Source organism: Pseudomonas sp. H1_F01 (assembly GCF_054681425.1).
Genome location: NZ_CP162823.1, coordinates 637,009 through 653,293 on the forward strand (window position 1 = coordinate 637,009; position 16,285 = coordinate 653,293).

Below are 16,285 nucleotides of genomic sequence, written 5' to 3' on the forward strand. Positions count from 1 at the left end.
GGAACGATCATTAGCCTTGCTTCCACAGCAAGCAAAGCATTGCACTTTGACGCGCCAGGCCTGAGCCTTGGCGTCTGTTCTGGAATGTGAGGTGGGACTGGATGTATCACGGGGAACGACTCAACGCCTGGACGCACTTGGTCGGGGCGGTGGCGGCTTTTATCGGGGCGGTGTGGTTGCTGGTGATTGCCGGGATGGCGGGCGATCCGTGGAAGATCGTCAGCGTGGCGATCTACGGGTTCACCCTGCTGGTGCTGTACAGCGCTTCGACGGTTTACCACAGCGTGCGCGGTCGCAAAAAAGCCATCATGCAGAAGGTCGATCACTTTTCGATCTACCTGCTGATCGCCGGCAGCTATACGCCGTTTTGCCTGGTGACCCTGCGCGGGCCGTGGGGCTGGACCTTGTTCGGGATCGTCTGGGGGCTGGCGCTGATCGGGATCCTGCAGGAGATCAAGCCGCGTTCCGAAGCGCGGATCCTGTCGATCGTCATCTACGCCGTGATGGGCTGGATCGTGCTGGTGGCGGTCAAGCCGCTGCTGGCGGCCCTGGGCAGCACCGGATTTGCCTGGCTGGCCTCGGGCGGCGTGTTGTACACCGTGGGCATCATATTTTTCGCCCTCGACCACCGGCTGCGCCACGCCCACGGGATCTGGCACCTGTTTGTGATCGCCGGCAGCTTGCTGCACTTCGTGGCGATCCTGCTCTACGTGCTCTAACGACGTTCCGCCACCGCGAACAGGCGATCCAGTTGCGCCTGGGCCTGGCTGGCGAAAATGTCCAGCAACGCGCCGAGGGTGTGCACCGGCGCCTCGTTGGCCCGGGTCACGGCATACAGGGAAATGGGCAGCGGTGGCGACAACGGCCGGATGGCCGTGCGGGTGTTCGAGGCACCGAGGGCCGTGAACGGGTCGATCACCGCCAGCCCGGCACCGGACTCGACCATGGCCCGGGCCAATGAATACGTCTGTACGGCGATGCTGATACGCGGCGGCGGTTCCACGGCCTTGAGATAGCCGTCCAGCCTGGCCGACAGCGGGTCGGCGCTGGACAGGCCGATCAACGGTGCACCGGCCAGTGCCTGCAAGGGCATCGGCCGGCCCACCTGTGCGTCGGTCCAATGCCCGCTCGGCGCCAGGGCCACCAGCACACCGCTGGCCAGGGCCTGGGCCTTGAGTCCCGGATGATCGGGCGGTTGCAGGGTCAGGGCGACGTCGATTTCGCGCATCAGCAGGTTCTGCACCAGTTCGCGGCTGTGGGCGCTGGACAACTCGCAGGCGATGTCCGGATAACGCTGTGTCCATTGATGAACCGCCGCAGGCAGCAGCGACAGGGCCAGGGCCGGTGTCGCGCCGATCCGCAGGCTGTGGCCCGGCTCGCGCCGCAGGCTCTGGGCAAGGCGCCGGACACCTTGCAGGCTCTCGCTGACCTTATCGACTTCGCGCTCAAGCTCCAGCGCCTCAGGCGTGGCCTGCAACTTGCCACGCACCCGCAGAAACAACGCAAACCCCAATTGCTGCTCGGCATGCTGCAACACTTTGGTCACCGCCGGTTGCGAAACATGCAGCAGTTGGGCCGCACCGCTGATGGAGCCGGCCTGGCGGATGGCCTGGAATATCTCGATATGGCGAAGACGCATGGCGAGCCCATAACCTTTGTTTATAGGGAGTCCATCTTTATTCATTGTTCGAGGCCTGTCACCTGGCCCTAACCTCAAGCCACTGAAAACGGATGTGAGATGGACATGGCACAGCGGGTTTGCATCATCGGTGGTGGCGTGGTCGGGCTGGCGACGGCTTATGCGCTGGTGCGCGACGGCGTCGACGTGACGCTGGTGGAGGCCCGGGAGACCTTGGGCAGCGAGACCAGTTTCGCCAACGGTGGCCAGTTGTCCTATCGCTACGTCACCCCGCTGGCGGACGCCGGGGTGCCCTGGCAGGCGCTGGGATGGATGCTGCGCGGTGATTCGCCGCTCAAATTGCGACCGCGCCTGGACCCGGCGCAGTGGCGCTGGATGGCCGCGTTCATCGGCGCCTGCCGGACCTCGGTCAACCGGCGTAACGGCGCCCACCTGTTGCGCCTGGCGCTGTTGAGCCAGGCGACTTTGCAGGACTGGCGCGAGCAAGACCGCCTCGACGGTTTCAACTGGCGGCGCAACGGCAAGCTAGTGACGTTTCGCGACGCGAGGCATTTCCAGCGTGCGCGGCAGGGGTTGCTGGACAGTGCCCACCAGCAGGTGCTTGGCCCCATCGAGTGCGCGAACCTGGAACCGGCCCTGGCCGGCGTGCCGTACGTGGGCGGGGTCTACACGCCGGCTGAGGAGGTCGCCGATTGCCATGCCTTCTGCCAGCAATTGGCGGCACGTTTGCGAGCTTCGGGGCGCTGCGAGTTCCTGTTGGGGCACCCGGTCAGCGGCATCGAACACGTCGACGGTGCGGTGCAGGCCATTGTGCTGGGCGGTCAGCGGCTGCCGGTGGAGCAACTGGTGATTGCCGCCGGCCATCGCAGCGCGGCGCTTGCATTGCCCGGGGTGCGGATGCCGCTGTATCCGCTCAAGGGCTACAGCTTGACCGTGCCCATTGGCCCACAGCATCGGGCACCGCAGTTGAGCATCACCGACTATGACCGCAAGGTCGTCTACGCGCGCATCGGCGAACAGCTGCGCGTTGCGGCGATGGTGGACATCGTCGGTTTCGACCCGACGCCGGACCCCAAGCGCCTGGCCCTGATCAAGCGCCAGGCCCTGGAAACCTTCCCCCAAGGTGGGGATTACTCGCGCGCCGTCGAATGGGCCGGCATGCGCCCGGCGACCCCCAGCGGCGTGCCGCTGATCGGCGCCACCGGCTACCGTAACCTGTGGCTCAACCTCGGCCATGGGGCCTTGGGCTTTACCCTGGCGTGTGGCAGCGCTCGCTTGCTCAGCGAGCTGATCGGCCAGCACACGCCTTCCATCGACTTGCAGGGCCTGACGCCCCGCGCCGCCTGACCCACCCAACGGAGAATAACAATGCAAAAAATCACGTTGATCGGCTGCACCCTGAGCCTGTTGTTAAGCGTCCAGGCCCATGCCAATGAAGCACCCCCAGCCGGCACACTGGGCAAGATCGCCAGCACCCGCAGCATTACCCTGGGCTATCGCGACGCTTCGGTACCGTTTTCCTACGTCGGTGACAGCAGCGGCCAGCCGATGGGTTACTCGGTGGAACTGGCGGGCAAGATTGTCGAGCGGATCAAGACCCAGCTGGCGTTGCCGCAACTGGACGTGAAGTACAATCTGGTCACGTCCCAGACCCGCATTCCACTGGTGCAGAACGGCACCGTGGACCTGGAGTGCGGCTCTACCGGGGTGACGGCCGAGCGGCAGAAGCAAGTGGCGTTTTCCTACGGTTTCATCTATGTGAAGGGCCAGTTGCTGACGGCCAAGGACAGTGGCATCCACAGCTTCGCCGACCTGCGCGGCAAGAACGTGGTCACCACCGCCGGCACCACCAACGAACGCTTCCTGAAAAGCTACAACCAGGACAACAACGCCGAGATGTTCATCATCAGCGCCAAGGACCACGGCGAATCCTTCCAGATGCTCGAGACAGGCCGGGCGGCGGCATTCTACATGGACGATGCGTTGCTATACGGTGAACGGGCCAAGGCCCGCGACCCGCACAAATGGGTGGTGGTGGGGCAAGAGCAATCACGGGAAATCTATAGCTGCATGGTGCGCAAGGACGACCCGCAATTCCTGGCGCTGGTCAATGCGACCCTGGCTGATTTGTACAAGTCGGGGGAGATCAACGACATTTACGACCGTTGGTTCCAGAAACCGATTCCACCCAAGGGCCTGAACCTGGAATTCCCGATGACCAGCGAGTTGAAGGCGATCATTGCCAAGCCGACCAGCGAGCCGGTGCAGTAGGCCTGTGGGAGCGAGCGTGCTCGCGATAGCGCCGGATCAGTCAGCATCGATGTTGAATGACCCACTGCTATCGCGAGCAAGCTCGTTCCCACATGGGTTCTATATTCGACTCTAGAAATCCCCCCACAACTGCTGCGCCACCGCCAGCGCCACTACTGGCGCGGTTTCAGTGCGCAGCACGCGAGGGCCGAGGCGGGCGGCGTGGTAGCCGGCGGTCTTGGCCTGTTCGACTTCGGCGTCCGACAAACCGCCTTCAGGACCAATCAGGAACGCCAATGTCGACGGTTTGTCATGGCTGACCAGCGGCTCGGCCACCGGATGCAGCACCAGCCTCAGCTCGGCCTCGGTCTGTTTCAGCCAGTCAGCCAGCAGCAGGGGCGGGTGGATGACCGGCACGCTCGAGCGCCCGCATTGCTCGCAGGCGCTGATTGCCACCTGGCGCCAGTGCAGCAGGCGCTTGTCGGCGCGCTCGTCCTTGAGGCGCACTTCGCAGCGCTCGCTGAAAATCGGCGTGATCTCACTGACCCCCAGCTCCGTGGCTTTCTGGATCGCCCAATCCATGCGCTCGCCTCGGGACAGGCCTTGGCCGAGGTGAATGCGCAGTGGTGATTCAGGTTGTCCGGCGAACTGCTCGTCCAATTGCACCCGCACGCGTTTCTTGCCGACCTCGGCCAGGGTGCCGCGAAACTCCTGGCCCGAGCCATCGAACACCTGCACCGCATCGCCCTCGGCCATGCGCAGCACACGGCCGATGTAGTGGGCCTGGGCTTCAGGCAGTTCGTGGTCGCCGAGGCTCAGGGGCGCGTCGATGAAGAAGCGGGACAGTCTCATGTTTTGTTCTCTCGATCGTTCCCACGCTCTGCGTGGGAATGCCGCCATGGACGCTCTGCGTCCGCTGTGGATGTGACGCGGAGCGTCACGGGATGCATTCCCACGCAGAGCGTGGGAACGAGAAGTTCAGGGCTCAGCCCGGGTCGCGATAACCCGGGTGGAAGTCCTTCGGCACCGCCACGCTGACCTTGTCCCGGGTGGCGATGTCGATGCCTTCGCTGGCCACTTCGGCCAGGAAGTCGATCTGCTCCGGGGTGATGACGTACGGCGGCAGGAAATACACCACGCTGCCCAGCGGCCGCAGCAAGGCACCACGCTCCAAGGCATGCTGGAACACACTCAGGCCGCGCCGTTCCTGCCACGGATAAGCGGTTTTGCTGGCTTTGTCCTTGACCATCTCGATCGCCAGCACCATGCCGGTCTGGCGCACTTCGGCGACGTTCGGGTGGTCGGCCAGGTGCGCGGTGGCGCTCGCCATGCGTTGGGCCAGGGCCTTGTTGTTTTCGATGACGTTGTCTTCTTCGAAGATGTCCAGCGTCGCCAGGGCCGCCGCGCAGGCCAGTGGGTTGCCGGTGTAGCTGTGGGAATGCAGGAAGGCGCGCAGGGTCGGGTAGTCGTCGTAGAACGCGCTGTAGACCTCGTCGGTGGTCATGCACGCGGCCAGCGGCAGGTAACCGCCGGTCAGGGCCTTGGACAGGCAGAGGAAATCCGGCGTGATGCCGGCCTGCTCACAGGCGAACATCGTCCCGGTACGGCCAAAGCCGACGGCGATTTCGTCGTGGATCAGGTGCACGCCATAGCGGTCGCAGGCCTCGCGCAACAACTTCAGGTACACCGGATGGTACATGCGCATGCCGCCGGCGCCCTGGATCAGCGGTTCGACGATCACTGCCGCCACCGTGTCGTGGTGCTCGGCCAGGGTCTGTTCCATGGCTGCGAACATGTTGCGTGAATGTTCTTCCCAGCCCATGCCTTCGGGGCGGTGGTAGCAGTCGGGGCTCGGCACCTTGATCGTGTCCAGCAACAAGGCCTTGTAGGTTTCAGTGAACAACGGCACATCGCCCACCGACATCGCCGCGATGGTTTCGCCGTGGTAACTGTTGCTCAGGGTGACGAAGCGCTTCTTGTCCGGCCGGCCGCGATTGATCCAGTAATGGAAGCTCATCTTCATCGCCACTTCGATGCAGGACGAGCCGTTATCGGCGTAGAAGCACCGGGTCAGGCCTTCGGGCGTCATCTTCACCAGGCGCTCGGACAGCTCGATCACCGGCTGGTGACTGAAGCCGGCGAGAATCACATGCTCCAACTGATCGACCTGGTCCTTGATGCGCTGGTTGATGCGCGGGTTGGCGTGGCCGAACACGTTGACCCACCAGGAGCTGACGGCATCGAGATAGCGCTTGCCTTCGAAATCTTCCAGCCACACGCCTTCACCGCGCTTGATGGGGATCAGCGGCAGCTGTTCGTGGTCTTTCATCTGGGTGCAGGGATGCCATAGCACCGCGAGGTCGCGTTGCATCCACTGGTTATTCAGGCCCATTTACAGTCTCCTCGAGGCGGCTCGCGGCGGGCGCGGGCAAAACAATCGCGCAAGCCTATGCAATGGCGGCCCCGCGGACAACCCATTGTGTCATTCCCACTACTTTGAACGAGGCGATAGACGTCGCTGGCGGCGTTTTGATGGCTGACGTATTCTTCGCCGTTCCCTGAGCCGACTGGCTCGAAAAACCGAGAGCCGCCTGGCTCGAAAACTGAAATTTCCTACGTTTTAATCCGGAGTTCGTTGAATGTCTGCTGGTTGGCTGCGCGCCTGTGCGCTGGTGATGATAGGGCTGTTCAGCGTTTCGGCGCTGGCCAAGGACAAACAACCGACGGCCATCGTCATCGGCGGCGGCCTGGCGGGGCTCACGGCGGCCTATGAGTTGCAGAACAAAGGCTGGCTCGTGACGTTGCTGGAAGCCAAGCCGGACCTGGGCGGTCGTTCGGGCATGGCCACCAGCGAGTGGATCGGCAACGAGAAGACCCAGCCGGTGCTGAACAAGTACGTCTCCACCTTCAAGCTGAGCACCACGCCGGCGCCGGAGTTCGTGCGTACCCCCAGCTATCTGATCGACGGCACTTACTTCACCGCCGCGGACCTGGCGACCAAACAGCCGGCCACCGCCGAAGCCCTCAAGCGCTACGAAACCACCCTGGACGACCTGGCGCGCTCCATCGAAGACCCGCAGAACCCGGCGGCGACCAGCACACTGCACGCGCTGGACCAGATCACTGTGTCCAACTGGCTCGACCGTCTGCAACTGCCGGCCACGGCGCGGCAGTTGGTGAACCAGGAGATTCGCACCCGTTATGACGAACCTTCGCGTCTGTCGCTGCTGTATTTCGCCCAGCAGAATCGCGTCTATCGCGGCGTGTCCGACCGCGACCTGCGGGCCTCGCGCCTGCTCGGCGGTAGCCCGGTCCTGGCCCAGGCGTTCGTCAAGCAACTGAAAACCATCAAGACCAATTCGCCCGTGTCGGCCATCTCCCAGGACAAGGACGGGGTGACTGTCAAGGTTGGCGCCGTTGGCTATCAGGCTGACTACGTGGTGCTGGCGGTGCCGCTGCGGGCGCTGAACAAGATCCAGTTGACCCCGGCCCTGGACGCCCAGCACCAAGGCGCGATCAAGGGCACCAACTACGGCTGGCGCGACCAGATCATGCTCAAGTTCAAGACCCCGGTCTGGGACAGCAAGGCGCGCATGTCGGGTGAGATCTACAGCAATGCCGGCCTGGGCATGATGTGGATCGAACCGGCCTTGAAGGGCGGTGCCAACGTAGTCATCAACCTGTCCGGCGACAACGCCCGGGTGATGCAGGCCTTCGGCGACAAGCAGATGGTCGATCAGGTGCTGATCCGTCTGCACGCGTTTTATCCACAGGCCCGTGGCGCGTTCACCGGCTACGAAATCCGCCGCTACAGCACCGACCCGTCCATGGGCGGTGCGTACCTGGCCTTTGGCCCGGGCCAGATCAGCAAGTACTGGCGCCTGTGGGAAAAGCCATTGCAGCGCGTAGCCTTTGCCGGTGAACACACCGACACCCTGTATCCCGGCACCCTTGAAGGCGCGCTGCGCAGCGGTCAACGGGCCGCCAGCCAGGTTGAAGACCTGGCGGCGGGCAAGTCGTTCGAGCCGGCCAAGGTCGCACCAGTTGCAACGGCAGCAGCGGCGGGTGCGGTAGCGGCGAAGAAGGGCAACTTCTTCACCAACCTGTTTGGTGGCTCGGATGATGACAAGAAGCCAGAGCCGGTCAAGGCACCGGAACCGGTAGCGCCTGCTCCAGTGCCTGCACCCGCTCCTGCGCCGGCACCGGTGGAACCACCTGCACCAGCCCCGGCGAAGGTTGAGCCAGCCAAGAAAGCAGCGGCCAAACCAGCGGCGAAAAAACCAGCCGCCAAGGCTCCGGCTAAAAAAGCGCCAGTGAAGAAAGCCACTCCGGCGAAGAAACCGGCGGCCAAGCCGGCAGCGACAACACCGGCGGCGACTGAGACCAAGGCTCAGTAAGGCTTGGTGATAGAAAAAAGCGCGGCGTGTCAGCCGCGCTTTTTTTTGCCTGTAGAACCGCTATCGCGAGCAAGCTCGCTCCCGCAGGGATTGCGCTCGGCCAGTGTGGGAGCGCGCTTGCTCGCGATGAGGCCCTTCCTGATATAACGCCTTGTATCGGTTTTAATCTTTCCTTAACCCACCCCTTCCAGACTGATGATCGTATTTCTCGATATTTCAAAGCGAAATTTTCCGCTTTAAATCGATAGATAACTCGCTAGTCTTGATCGCAGTTTTTACAGGAAATGAGCAATGCAGCTACGCAACTCTTCTTCTCGCTATGGCTGGGTCAGTATCGCTGTGCACTGGGGCGTTGCGCTGGTGGTGTACGGGTTGTTCGCCCTGGGCCTGTGGATGGTTGGCCTGGATTACTACAGCACCTGGCGCAAAGACGCACCGGACCTGCACAAGAGCATTGGCCTGATGCTGCTGGCGGTCATGTTGCTGCGGGTGATCTGGCGCGTTGTCAGCCCGCCGCCACCGACCCTGCCGACCTATGGCCGCCTGACCCGCGCCGGTGCCAAGCTCGGTCATAGCGCACTGTATCTCGGGTTGTTCGCCGTGATGATTGCCGGTTACCTGATTTCCACCGCAGACGGTGTCGGGATCCCGGTGTTTGGTTTGTTTGAAGTACCCGCGCTGGTGTCCGGACTGCCCGATCAGGCAGACGTCGCTGGCCAGATTCACCTCTACCTGGCGTGGGCGTTGGTAATTTTCTCCGGCCTTCATGCGTTGGCAGCATTGAAACACCACTTTATCGACCGTGACGCGACCCTCAAGCGAATGCTGGGGCGCCAAGCCTGATGTTCAACCTCGACTCCAAAGGAATAGAAAGCATGTTGAAAAAGACGCTCGCCGCCCTGGCAATCGGTTCTGCCCTGCTGTCGGCCGGCCAGGCCATGGCTGCTGACTACGTAGTTGACAAGGAAGGCCAGCACGCCTTCGTCGACTTCAAGATCAGCCACCTGGGCTATAGCTACATTACCGGTACCTTCAAGGACATCGACGGCAAGTTCAGCTTTGACGCCGCCAAGCCTGAGGCCAGCAAGATCGAGTTCAACGTACGTACCGCCAGCGTGTTCACCAACCACGCCGAGCGCGACAAGCACATCGCCAGCAAGGACTTCCTGGACGTAGGCAAGTTTGCCGATGCCAAGTTCGTGTCCACCAGCGTCAAGTCCACCGGCAAGAACGCTGATGGCAAAGACACTGCAGACGTGACGGGTGACCTGACGCTGCACGGCGTGACCAAGCCAATCGTGGTCAAGGCCACGTTCCTGGGCGAAGGCAAGGATCCATGGGGCGGCTACCGTGCTGGCTTCGAGGGCACCACCAGCATCAAGCGTTCCGACTTCGGCAAGATGATGGACCTGGGGCCACAATCCGACGCCGTTGAGCTGTACATCTCGTTTGAAGGTGTCAAAGCGAAGTAACCTTCGCGCCTGACAAAAAACGCCTCTGGTCTTGCGATCAGGGGCGTTTTTTATTACCCGGATTCGGGCAACACGGAGAACCCTGTGGGAGCGAGCTTGCTCGCGATGGCGTCTTACCGGTCGACTTGATGTTGACTGACATACCGCTATCGCGAGCAAGCTCGCTCCCACATTTGGAATTGTGTTGGGCCAAAAAAATGCCCCAGGTCGCGAGACCTGGGGCATTTTTCAAGGCTTGGAAAAACTCAGCGATTGCGTGTCAGCAATGCCGGTTTTTCGCCCCGTGGGCGGCTTGGCAGTTGATCCAGCTGTTCAGGCGTCGGGAAGCGATCGGCTTTCGATTCCTTGTGCACGATCTTCGGCTGGTTGCTGCGCGGGTTCTGCACGGCGGGTTCCTGGCGAGGCTGGTCGTCACGGGCCGGACGGCGCGGGCGGGTGTCGTCGCGACGGGCCTGACCGTCACGCGGGGCACCGTTGCGTGGGCCGCTGCGCTTGGCCGGTGGCGTACCGGTGGACGAGCCGTTGCTGTTGCGCGGCCCATTCTGGCGACCTTGTGGCTGGCCGCTGCGCGGCGCGCCTGCAGCTGCACCCTGTGCCGGGGCACCCGGGCGGCGACCACGGCCCTGGGCCGGTTTCTGCTGTGGCACGTAGTCGACGCGGTTACCGAAGTTATCGATATCGTCGTCCAGGAACTCGTCCGGGGCACGATCGGCTGCGGCGCGTGGGGCTGGACGCTGCTGTTCACGAGCTGGCGTGCCTTCGCGAGGCTTCTGCTCGCGGGCTGGGCGTTCGCCACGGCCATTGCTATTGCTGGCCGGTTTTTCCTTGCCCTTGTCCTTGCCTTTGTCCTTGCGGCCACCGCCACCACCGCCGCCATTCGGACCGTCGCCGCGTGGGCCACGGGCATTGCGCGGATTGCGCACGTCCGGACGTTCGCGCACTTCAGGCTTCTCGGCCTCGATGGTGCTGGCATCGAAGCCCATCAGGTCGCCGTCGGCAATTTTCTGCTTGGTCATGCGCTCGATGCTTTTGAGCAGCTTTTCTTCGTCCGGTGCGACCAACGAGATCGCTTCGCCCGAACGACCGGCCCGGCCGGTACGGCCGATACGGTGCACGTAGTCTTCATCGACGTTTGGTAGCTCGAAGTTGACCACGTGAGGCAACTGGTCGATGTCCAGGCCACGGGCCGCGATGTCGGTGGCCACCAGGATGCGCACTTCGCCGGCCTTGAAGTCGGCGAGGGCCTTGGTGCGGGCGTTCTGGCTCTTGTTACCGTGGATTGCCACAGCCGGCAGGCCGTGCTTGTCCAGGTACTCGGCCAGGCGGTTGGCGCCGTGCTTGGTGCGGGTGAACACCAGGACCTGTTCCCAGGCACCGGCGGTAATCAGGTGCGCCAGCAGGGCACGCTTGTGGCTGGCCGGCAGGCGGAAAACCCGTTGCTCGATGCGCTCGACCGTGGTGTTCGGCGGCGTGACTTCGATGCGCTCCGGGTTGTGCAGCAGCTTGCCAGCCAGGTCGGTGATGTCCTTGGAGAACGTCGCCGAAAACAGCAGGTTCTGACGCTTGGCGGGCAGGCGAGCGAGGACTTTCTTCACGTCATGGACAAAGCCCATGTCGAGCATGCGGTCGGCTTCGTCCAGCACGAGGATTTCCACGTGGGACAAATCGACGCTGCCCTGGCCGGCCAGGTCCAGCAGGCGACCGGGGCAGGCAACCAGTACATCGACGCCACGGGACATGGCCTGGACCTGGGGGTTCATACCGACACCGCCAAAAATGCAGGCGCTGACGAACTTCAGGTCGCGAGCGTAGACCTTGAAGCTCTCGTGTACCTGGGCTGCCAGTTCGCGGGTTGGGGTCAGGACCAGTACGCGCGGTTGGCGCGGGCCATGACGCTGGGATTTGTCTGGGTGACCGTTGGGGAACAACCGCTCCAGGATCGGAAGGGCGAAACCGCCGGTTTTACCAGTACCTGTCTGCGCCGCGACCATCAGGTCGCGACCTTGCAACACGGCGGGAATGGCCCGCTGTTGCACCGGGGTAGGCTGGGTATAGCCGGCGGCTTCGATGGCGCCGACTAAAGCCTCGGAGAGACCGAGGGAAGCAAAGGACATGAGTAATCCTGTTTTAGTGAGGGCCTGGCCCAATGGGATAGTCTTGCCTGGCGCGAATGACGTTCAACAAGAAGACGTCATCCCGTCCGGTCCTGCCGGGCCAAGAAGGCGGCTCCGGACAAGGCTCGCGCGGGCCGTAGGCGGCGCTGTAGCGGTGTCGGGATGCCTTTTGCAAGGCCGGGCGTCCGGGCGTGAGCCTGGCGGGAAGGCCGGAGTATAACAGAGCAAACGCCGTGCGCCGCTTTCCTGCTGCTCAACGGTTTATTTCAACGTTGACCCGGCCCGGGCGAGATGACCTCGGCCACTGGGCCGGCGCCGTAGCGGGCGCTCAGTTCGGCATAGGCGGGTTCGCGCTTGAAACGCTTGAGTTCGGCACTGAAGCGTTGCACCAGCAAATCCATCCCGGCGTTGCGCCGCACCGCCAGGTATTGGCTTTGACGGCTCACGACCATCGGGTTTTCGGTGATCTGGTCGCCCAACTGCATTTGTTCGAGCACATGTCGGCCCACCCTGCGGTCGGTGATGAGCAGGTCGATGCGTCCCAGCTGCAGCTTTCCGAAATTGGCTTCGTGGGTCGGCGCTGTTTCCCGGGTGAACAGGGTCGACTCACTGAAGGCCTGGCTGTAGAGATAACCGGGTGAGGTGCCGATGGTCAGGCCGCCCAGGTCATCGAGCGTGCGAAACGGATGGGGCCGGGCATTGGCGTAGAACATCACAAACTCCACGTCCGACAGCGGTTCGCTGGGGTAAAGCAGCATGGCATCGCGCTCATCGCTGTGGAAAATGTCCAGCGCACCGTCCGCCAACCCCTGCTCCAGCATCACCAGGCAGCGCTTCCACGGCAGGAACTGCCATTCCACGTCGATACCCAGGCGCTTGAACACGATGGCCGTGGTTTCGTAGTCCAGGCCCAGCATCTTGCCGTTCTCTTCGTAGACATACGGCGCCCAGGGTTCGGTGACAATGCGCAACTTCTCGGCCCGGGCAGTCATGCTCAGGCACAAGAGAAGAAGGGTGGTCAGCAGCTGGACAATGACGGGCATGGCCTGAGGTTACGACGAGAGCTCATCAAATAGCTAGAGCGCTCTGGCCTGCGCCCTGGTGGCCCGCCTCCAGTGTTCATGGATGGCTCGGCGCGCTCACCGATGCGGCGCATTGCAGGGGGCGGGCCGTTGCGATCACTGAATGAAAAAGGCCTTGGTGTTTGCCAAGGCCTTTTTTTGTGCCACCACATGCATCATTCAGCGTGGCAGCTTGAGGTTGTTCCATACCGCGAGGCTGGGTTCGGCCTGGTTAAGGGTATAGAAATGCAGCCCCGGTGCACCGCCTTGCAGCAAACGCTCACACATTTGCGTGATGACTTCCTCGCCAAAGCTTTGGATGCTGGAGGCGTCGTCGCCGTAGGCTTCCAGCTGCTTGCGGATCCAGCGTGGAATTTCTGCACCGCACGCGTCGGAGAAGCGCGCCAGCTTGCTGTAGTTGGTGATCGGCATGATTCCCGGCACCACAGGAATGTCGACGCCCAACTTGCGTATGCGTTCGACGAAGTAGAAGTAACTGTCGGCGTTGAAGAAGTACTGGGTGATCGCGCTGTTGGCGCCAGCATTGGCCTTGCGCACGAAGTTGCGCAGATCGTCTTCGAAATTGCGCGCCTGGGGGTGCATTTCCGGATACGCAGCCACTTCGATGTGGAAGTGATCGCCGGTTTCTTCACGAATGAAGCTCACCAGTTCGTTGGCATGGCGCAGCTCGCCGCTGGCCATGCCCATGCCTGACGGCAGGTCGCCGCGCAGGGCAACGATGCGCTTGATGCCAGCGGCCTTGTACTGGGTCAGCAGGCTGCGCAGGTCGTCCTTGCTGTCACCCACGCAAGACAGGTGAGGGGCGGCTGGGACTTTGACTTCGCTTTCGAGCTGCAACACGGTGTTCATGGTGCGGTCACGGGTCGAACCGCCGGCGCCATAGGTGCAGGAGAAGAAGTCGGGGTTGTAGCTGGCCAGCTGACGGGCAGTGGCGATCAGTTTTTCATGCCCAGCATCGGTCTTCGTCGGGAAGAACTCGAAGCTGTAGCGACGGTCTTGGGACATGGTCATATCCTTGGAAGCTCGTAAGCCGGAGAGGCTCGCACATCCCTTGTGGGAGCGGGTTTATGTGGGAGCGAGCCTGCTCGCGATTGGCATCGCCTCGGTCCGATAGCTGGATCGAGGTGTCTGCATCGCGAGCAAGCTTTGCTCCCACAGGCCTGCCCCCAAAGGGAAGGGCGCCTATTAGTAGCGGTAAGCGTGCGGCTTGAACGGGCCTTCGACGGTGACGCCGATGTAGTCAGCCTGTTGCTTGGTCAGTTTGGTGACCACGCCGCCGAAACCGCGGACCATTTCCAGGGCCACTTCTTCGTCGAGTTTCTTGGGCAGTACTTCCACGGTCAGGCGCTCGGCTTTCTGGGCCGGCGACAGGTCGGCGTATTTCTGGCCGAACAGGAAGATCTGGGCCAGGACCTGGTTGGCGAACGAGCCGTCCATGATGCGGCTTGGGTGGCCGGTGGCGTTGCCCAGGTTAACCAGGCGGCCTTCAGCCAGCAGGATCAGGTAGTCGTCGTTCTGTGGGTCGAAGCTGCCGGTGCCAGTGCGGTGCACCTTGTGGACCTGCGGCTTCACTTCTTCCCATGCCCAGTTCTTGCGCATGAAAGCGGTGTCGATTTCATTGTCGAAGTGACCGATGTTGCAGACCACGGCGCGCTTCTTCAGGGCCTTGAGCATGTTGGCATCGCAGACGTTGACGTTGCCGGTGGTGGTCACGATCAGATCGATCTTGCCCAGCAGGGCCTTGTCGACGCTGGCTTCGGTGCCGTCGTTGATCCCGTCGATGAACGGCGAAACCAGCTCGAAACCGTCCATGCAGGCCTGCATGGCGCAGATCGGATCGACTTCGGACACCTTGACGATCATGCCTTCCTGACGCAGGGACTGGGCCGAACCCTTGCCCACGTCACCGTAGCCGATCACCAGCGCCTGCTTGCCCGACAACAGGTGGTCGGTGCCGCGCTTGATGGCGTCGTTGAGGCTGTGACGGCAGCCGTACTTGTTGTCGTTCTTGCTCTTGGTTACCGAGTCGTTGACGTTGATGGCCGGGATCTTCAGTTCGCCCTTGGCCAGCATGTCCAGCAGGCGGTGCACGCCAGTGGTGGTTTCTTCGGTCACGCCGTGGACGTTTTCCAGCACGGCTGCGTACTTCTTGTGCAGCAGTTCGGTCAGGTCGCCGCCGTCGTCGAGGATCATGTTGGTGTCCCACGGCTGGCCATCCTTGAGGATGGTCTGCTCCAGGCACCACTCGTACTCTTGCTCGGTCTCGCCTTTCCAGGCGAATACCGGGATACCGGCGGCGGCGATGGCGGCAGCGGCCTGGTCCTGGGTCGAGAAGATGTTGCAGGACGACCAGCGCACTTCGGCACCCAGGGCAACCAGGGTTTCGATCAGCACGGCGGTCTGGATGGTCATGTGGATGCAGCCGAGGATCTTCGCGCCCTTCAATGGCTGTTCGCCAGAGTACTTGCGGCGCAGGCCCATCAGGGCTGGCATTTCGGATTCGGCGATGATGATTTCGCGACGGCCCCAGGCAGCCAGGGACATGTCGGCGACTTTGTAGTCGGTAAAATCGGCAGGCGTGATAACAGCGCTCATGAAGAGCCTCCATTCGTAATGTATGCGAATGGGCGCCGTTGTGCGTTTAGTGTCCGTGCGGGGAGCCCCCGTACAAACAACGCCCCATCCGAGCCTGACAGGTCGAGCCTGCTGCAGCGCCCCTCGGACAGGTGGCGGGAACGGTCCAAAGGGTGGACCGAGGTAAAGCGGTGGCGATTATAACGGGCTAATCGGATCTTCCAAAAGGGTTTCTGTCGGCAAATCAAAAATGCCGATGACTGTCATAGGGCCCGCGACGTAGAGCCTGACCGTGCGGTCTGCCATGATGCAGCAATCCAACGGCCAGACACTCAGGAGTGATCATGAATTTCCACACCCGCAAATGGGTCAAGCCCGAAGACCTCAACCCCAACGGAACGCTGTTCGGCGGCAGCCTGTTGCGCTGGATCGACGAGGAGGCGGCGATCTACGCCATCGTCCAGCTCGGTAACCAGCGCGTGGTCACCAAGTACATCTCGGAAATCAATTTCGTCAGCGCTTCGCGCCAGGGCGACATCATCGAGCTGGGCATCACCGCCGCCGAGTTTGGCCGTACTTCCATCACCCTGACCTGCGAGGTGCGCAACAAAATCACCCGCAAGAGCATCCTGACCGTGGAGAAGATGGTCTTCGTCAATCTCGGCGAAGACGGCCTGCCCGCGCCTCACGGGCGGACCGAGATCAAGTACGTCAAGGATCAGTTCAAGGATGCTGTCGTCGAGTGAAATCGACGGCG

At 62.5% G+C, this 16,285-nt stretch carries 14 protein-coding genes and 1 riboswitch; of the genes, 7 read left to right on the forward strand and 7 right to left on the reverse strand.

Annotated elements, in window-relative coordinates:
* Window positions 1–101: 101 nt before the first annotated feature.
* Window positions 102–719: a PAQR family membrane homeostasis protein TrhA gene (trhA, locus tag AB4O09_RS02955; protein ID WP_003206441.1), complete on the forward strand. Its 618-nt coding sequence runs from the start codon at window positions 102–104 to the stop codon at window positions 717–719.
* Here trhA and AB4O09_RS02960 read toward each other — a convergent pair.
* The gene (locus AB4O09_RS02960; protein WP_003206440.1) at window positions 716–1,639 is read right to left on the reverse strand and encodes a LysR family transcriptional regulator; all 924 of its coding nucleotides are present in this window, start codon (window positions 1,637–1,639) and stop codon (window positions 716–718) included. The genes trhA and AB4O09_RS02960 overlap by 4 nt on opposite strands.
* Before the next feature lie 105 nt (window positions 1,640–1,744).
* Here AB4O09_RS02960 and AB4O09_RS02965 point away from each other — a divergent pair, with 105 nt between their 5' ends.
* Window positions 1,745–2,986, forward strand: a complete 1,242-nt coding sequence (locus AB4O09_RS02965) for a D-amino acid dehydrogenase (RefSeq protein ID WP_028237458.1) — start codon at window positions 1,745–1,747, stop codon at window positions 2,984–2,986.
* Between the two features lie 21 nt (window positions 2,987–3,007).
* Entirely contained in the window at window positions 3,008–3,910 is a 903-nt protein-coding gene (locus AB4O09_RS02970) for a transporter substrate-binding domain-containing protein (protein ID WP_003206437.1), read from the forward strand.
* 111 nt (window positions 3,911–4,021) lie between these two features.
* On the opposite strand, the gene AB4O09_RS02975 is transcribed toward AB4O09_RS02970, so the two are convergent.
* Both AB4O09_RS02975 and AB4O09_RS02980 read right to left on the reverse strand, forming a co-directional pair.
* Entirely contained in the window at window positions 4,022–4,741 is a 720-nt protein-coding gene (locus AB4O09_RS02975) for a 16S rRNA (uracil(1498)-N(3))-methyltransferase (RefSeq protein WP_003206435.1), read from the reverse strand.
* Between the two features lie 133 nt (window positions 4,742–4,874).
* Window positions 4,875–6,281: an adenosylmethionine--8-amino-7-oxononanoate transaminase gene (locus AB4O09_RS02980; protein ID WP_027912926.1), complete on the reverse strand. Its 1,407-nt coding sequence runs from the start codon at window positions 6,279–6,281 to the stop codon at window positions 4,875–4,877.
* 247 nt (window positions 6,282–6,528) lie between these two features.
* Here AB4O09_RS02980 and AB4O09_RS02985 point away from each other — a divergent pair, with 247 nt between their 5' ends.
* The 3 genes from AB4O09_RS02985 (at window position 6,529) to AB4O09_RS02995 (ending at window position 9,758) form a co-directional block, all read left to right on the forward strand.
* Entirely contained in the window at window positions 6,529–8,286 is a 1,758-nt protein-coding gene (locus AB4O09_RS02985) for a flavin monoamine oxidase family protein (RefSeq protein ID WP_003206432.1), read from the forward strand.
* Between the two features lie 291 nt (window positions 8,287–8,577).
* On the forward strand, window positions 8,578–9,129 hold the full coding sequence (locus tag AB4O09_RS02990) for a cytochrome b (RefSeq protein WP_003206429.1): 552 nt from the start codon (window positions 8,578–8,580) through the stop codon (window positions 9,127–9,129).
* 32 nt (window positions 9,130–9,161) lie between these two features.
* Window positions 9,162–9,758, forward strand: coding sequence for a YceI family protein (locus AB4O09_RS02995; RefSeq protein ID WP_003206427.1), 597 nt, complete (start codon window positions 9,162–9,164; stop codon window positions 9,756–9,758).
* 245 nt (window positions 9,759–10,003) lie between these two features.
* On the opposite strand, the gene AB4O09_RS03000 is transcribed toward AB4O09_RS02995, so the two are convergent.
* The 4 genes from AB4O09_RS03000 to ahcY form a co-directional block, all read right to left on the reverse strand.
* A complete protein-coding gene (locus tag AB4O09_RS03000) occupies window positions 10,004–11,872 on the reverse strand; it encodes a DEAD/DEAH box helicase (protein WP_003206426.1) in 1,869 nt (622 codons plus the stop codon).
* 266 nt (window positions 11,873–12,138) lie between these two features.
* Complete coding sequence (locus AB4O09_RS03005) at window positions 12,139–12,915, reverse strand: substrate-binding periplasmic protein (RefSeq protein ID WP_003206424.1); 777 nt, start codon at window positions 12,913–12,915, stop codon at window positions 12,139–12,141.
* A 198-nt stretch (window positions 12,916–13,113) separates the two neighbouring features.
* Window positions 13,114–13,959, reverse strand: coding sequence for a methylenetetrahydrofolate reductase [NAD(P)H] (metF, locus tag AB4O09_RS03010; protein WP_003206422.1), 846 nt, complete (start codon window positions 13,957–13,959; stop codon window positions 13,114–13,116).
* A 180-nt stretch (window positions 13,960–14,139) separates the two neighbouring features.
* Complete coding sequence (gene ahcY / locus AB4O09_RS03015) at window positions 14,140–15,549, reverse strand: adenosylhomocysteinase (RefSeq protein WP_003206421.1); 1,410 nt, start codon at window positions 15,547–15,549, stop codon at window positions 14,140–14,142.
* A gap of 23 nt (window positions 15,550–15,572) precedes the next feature.
* Window positions 15,573–15,680: riboswitch (S-adenosyl-L-homocysteine riboswitch) on the reverse strand.
* Window positions 15,681–15,872: 192 nt separating this feature from the next.
* Here ahcY and AB4O09_RS03020 point away from each other — a divergent pair.
* Window positions 15,873–16,274 carry an acyl-CoA thioesterase gene (locus AB4O09_RS03020; RefSeq protein WP_460107922.1) on the forward strand — a complete coding sequence of 134 codons (402 nt, stop codon included), beginning with the start codon at window positions 15,873–15,875 and terminating at the stop codon, window positions 16,272–16,274.
* Window positions 16,275–16,285 lie beyond the last annotated feature (11 nt).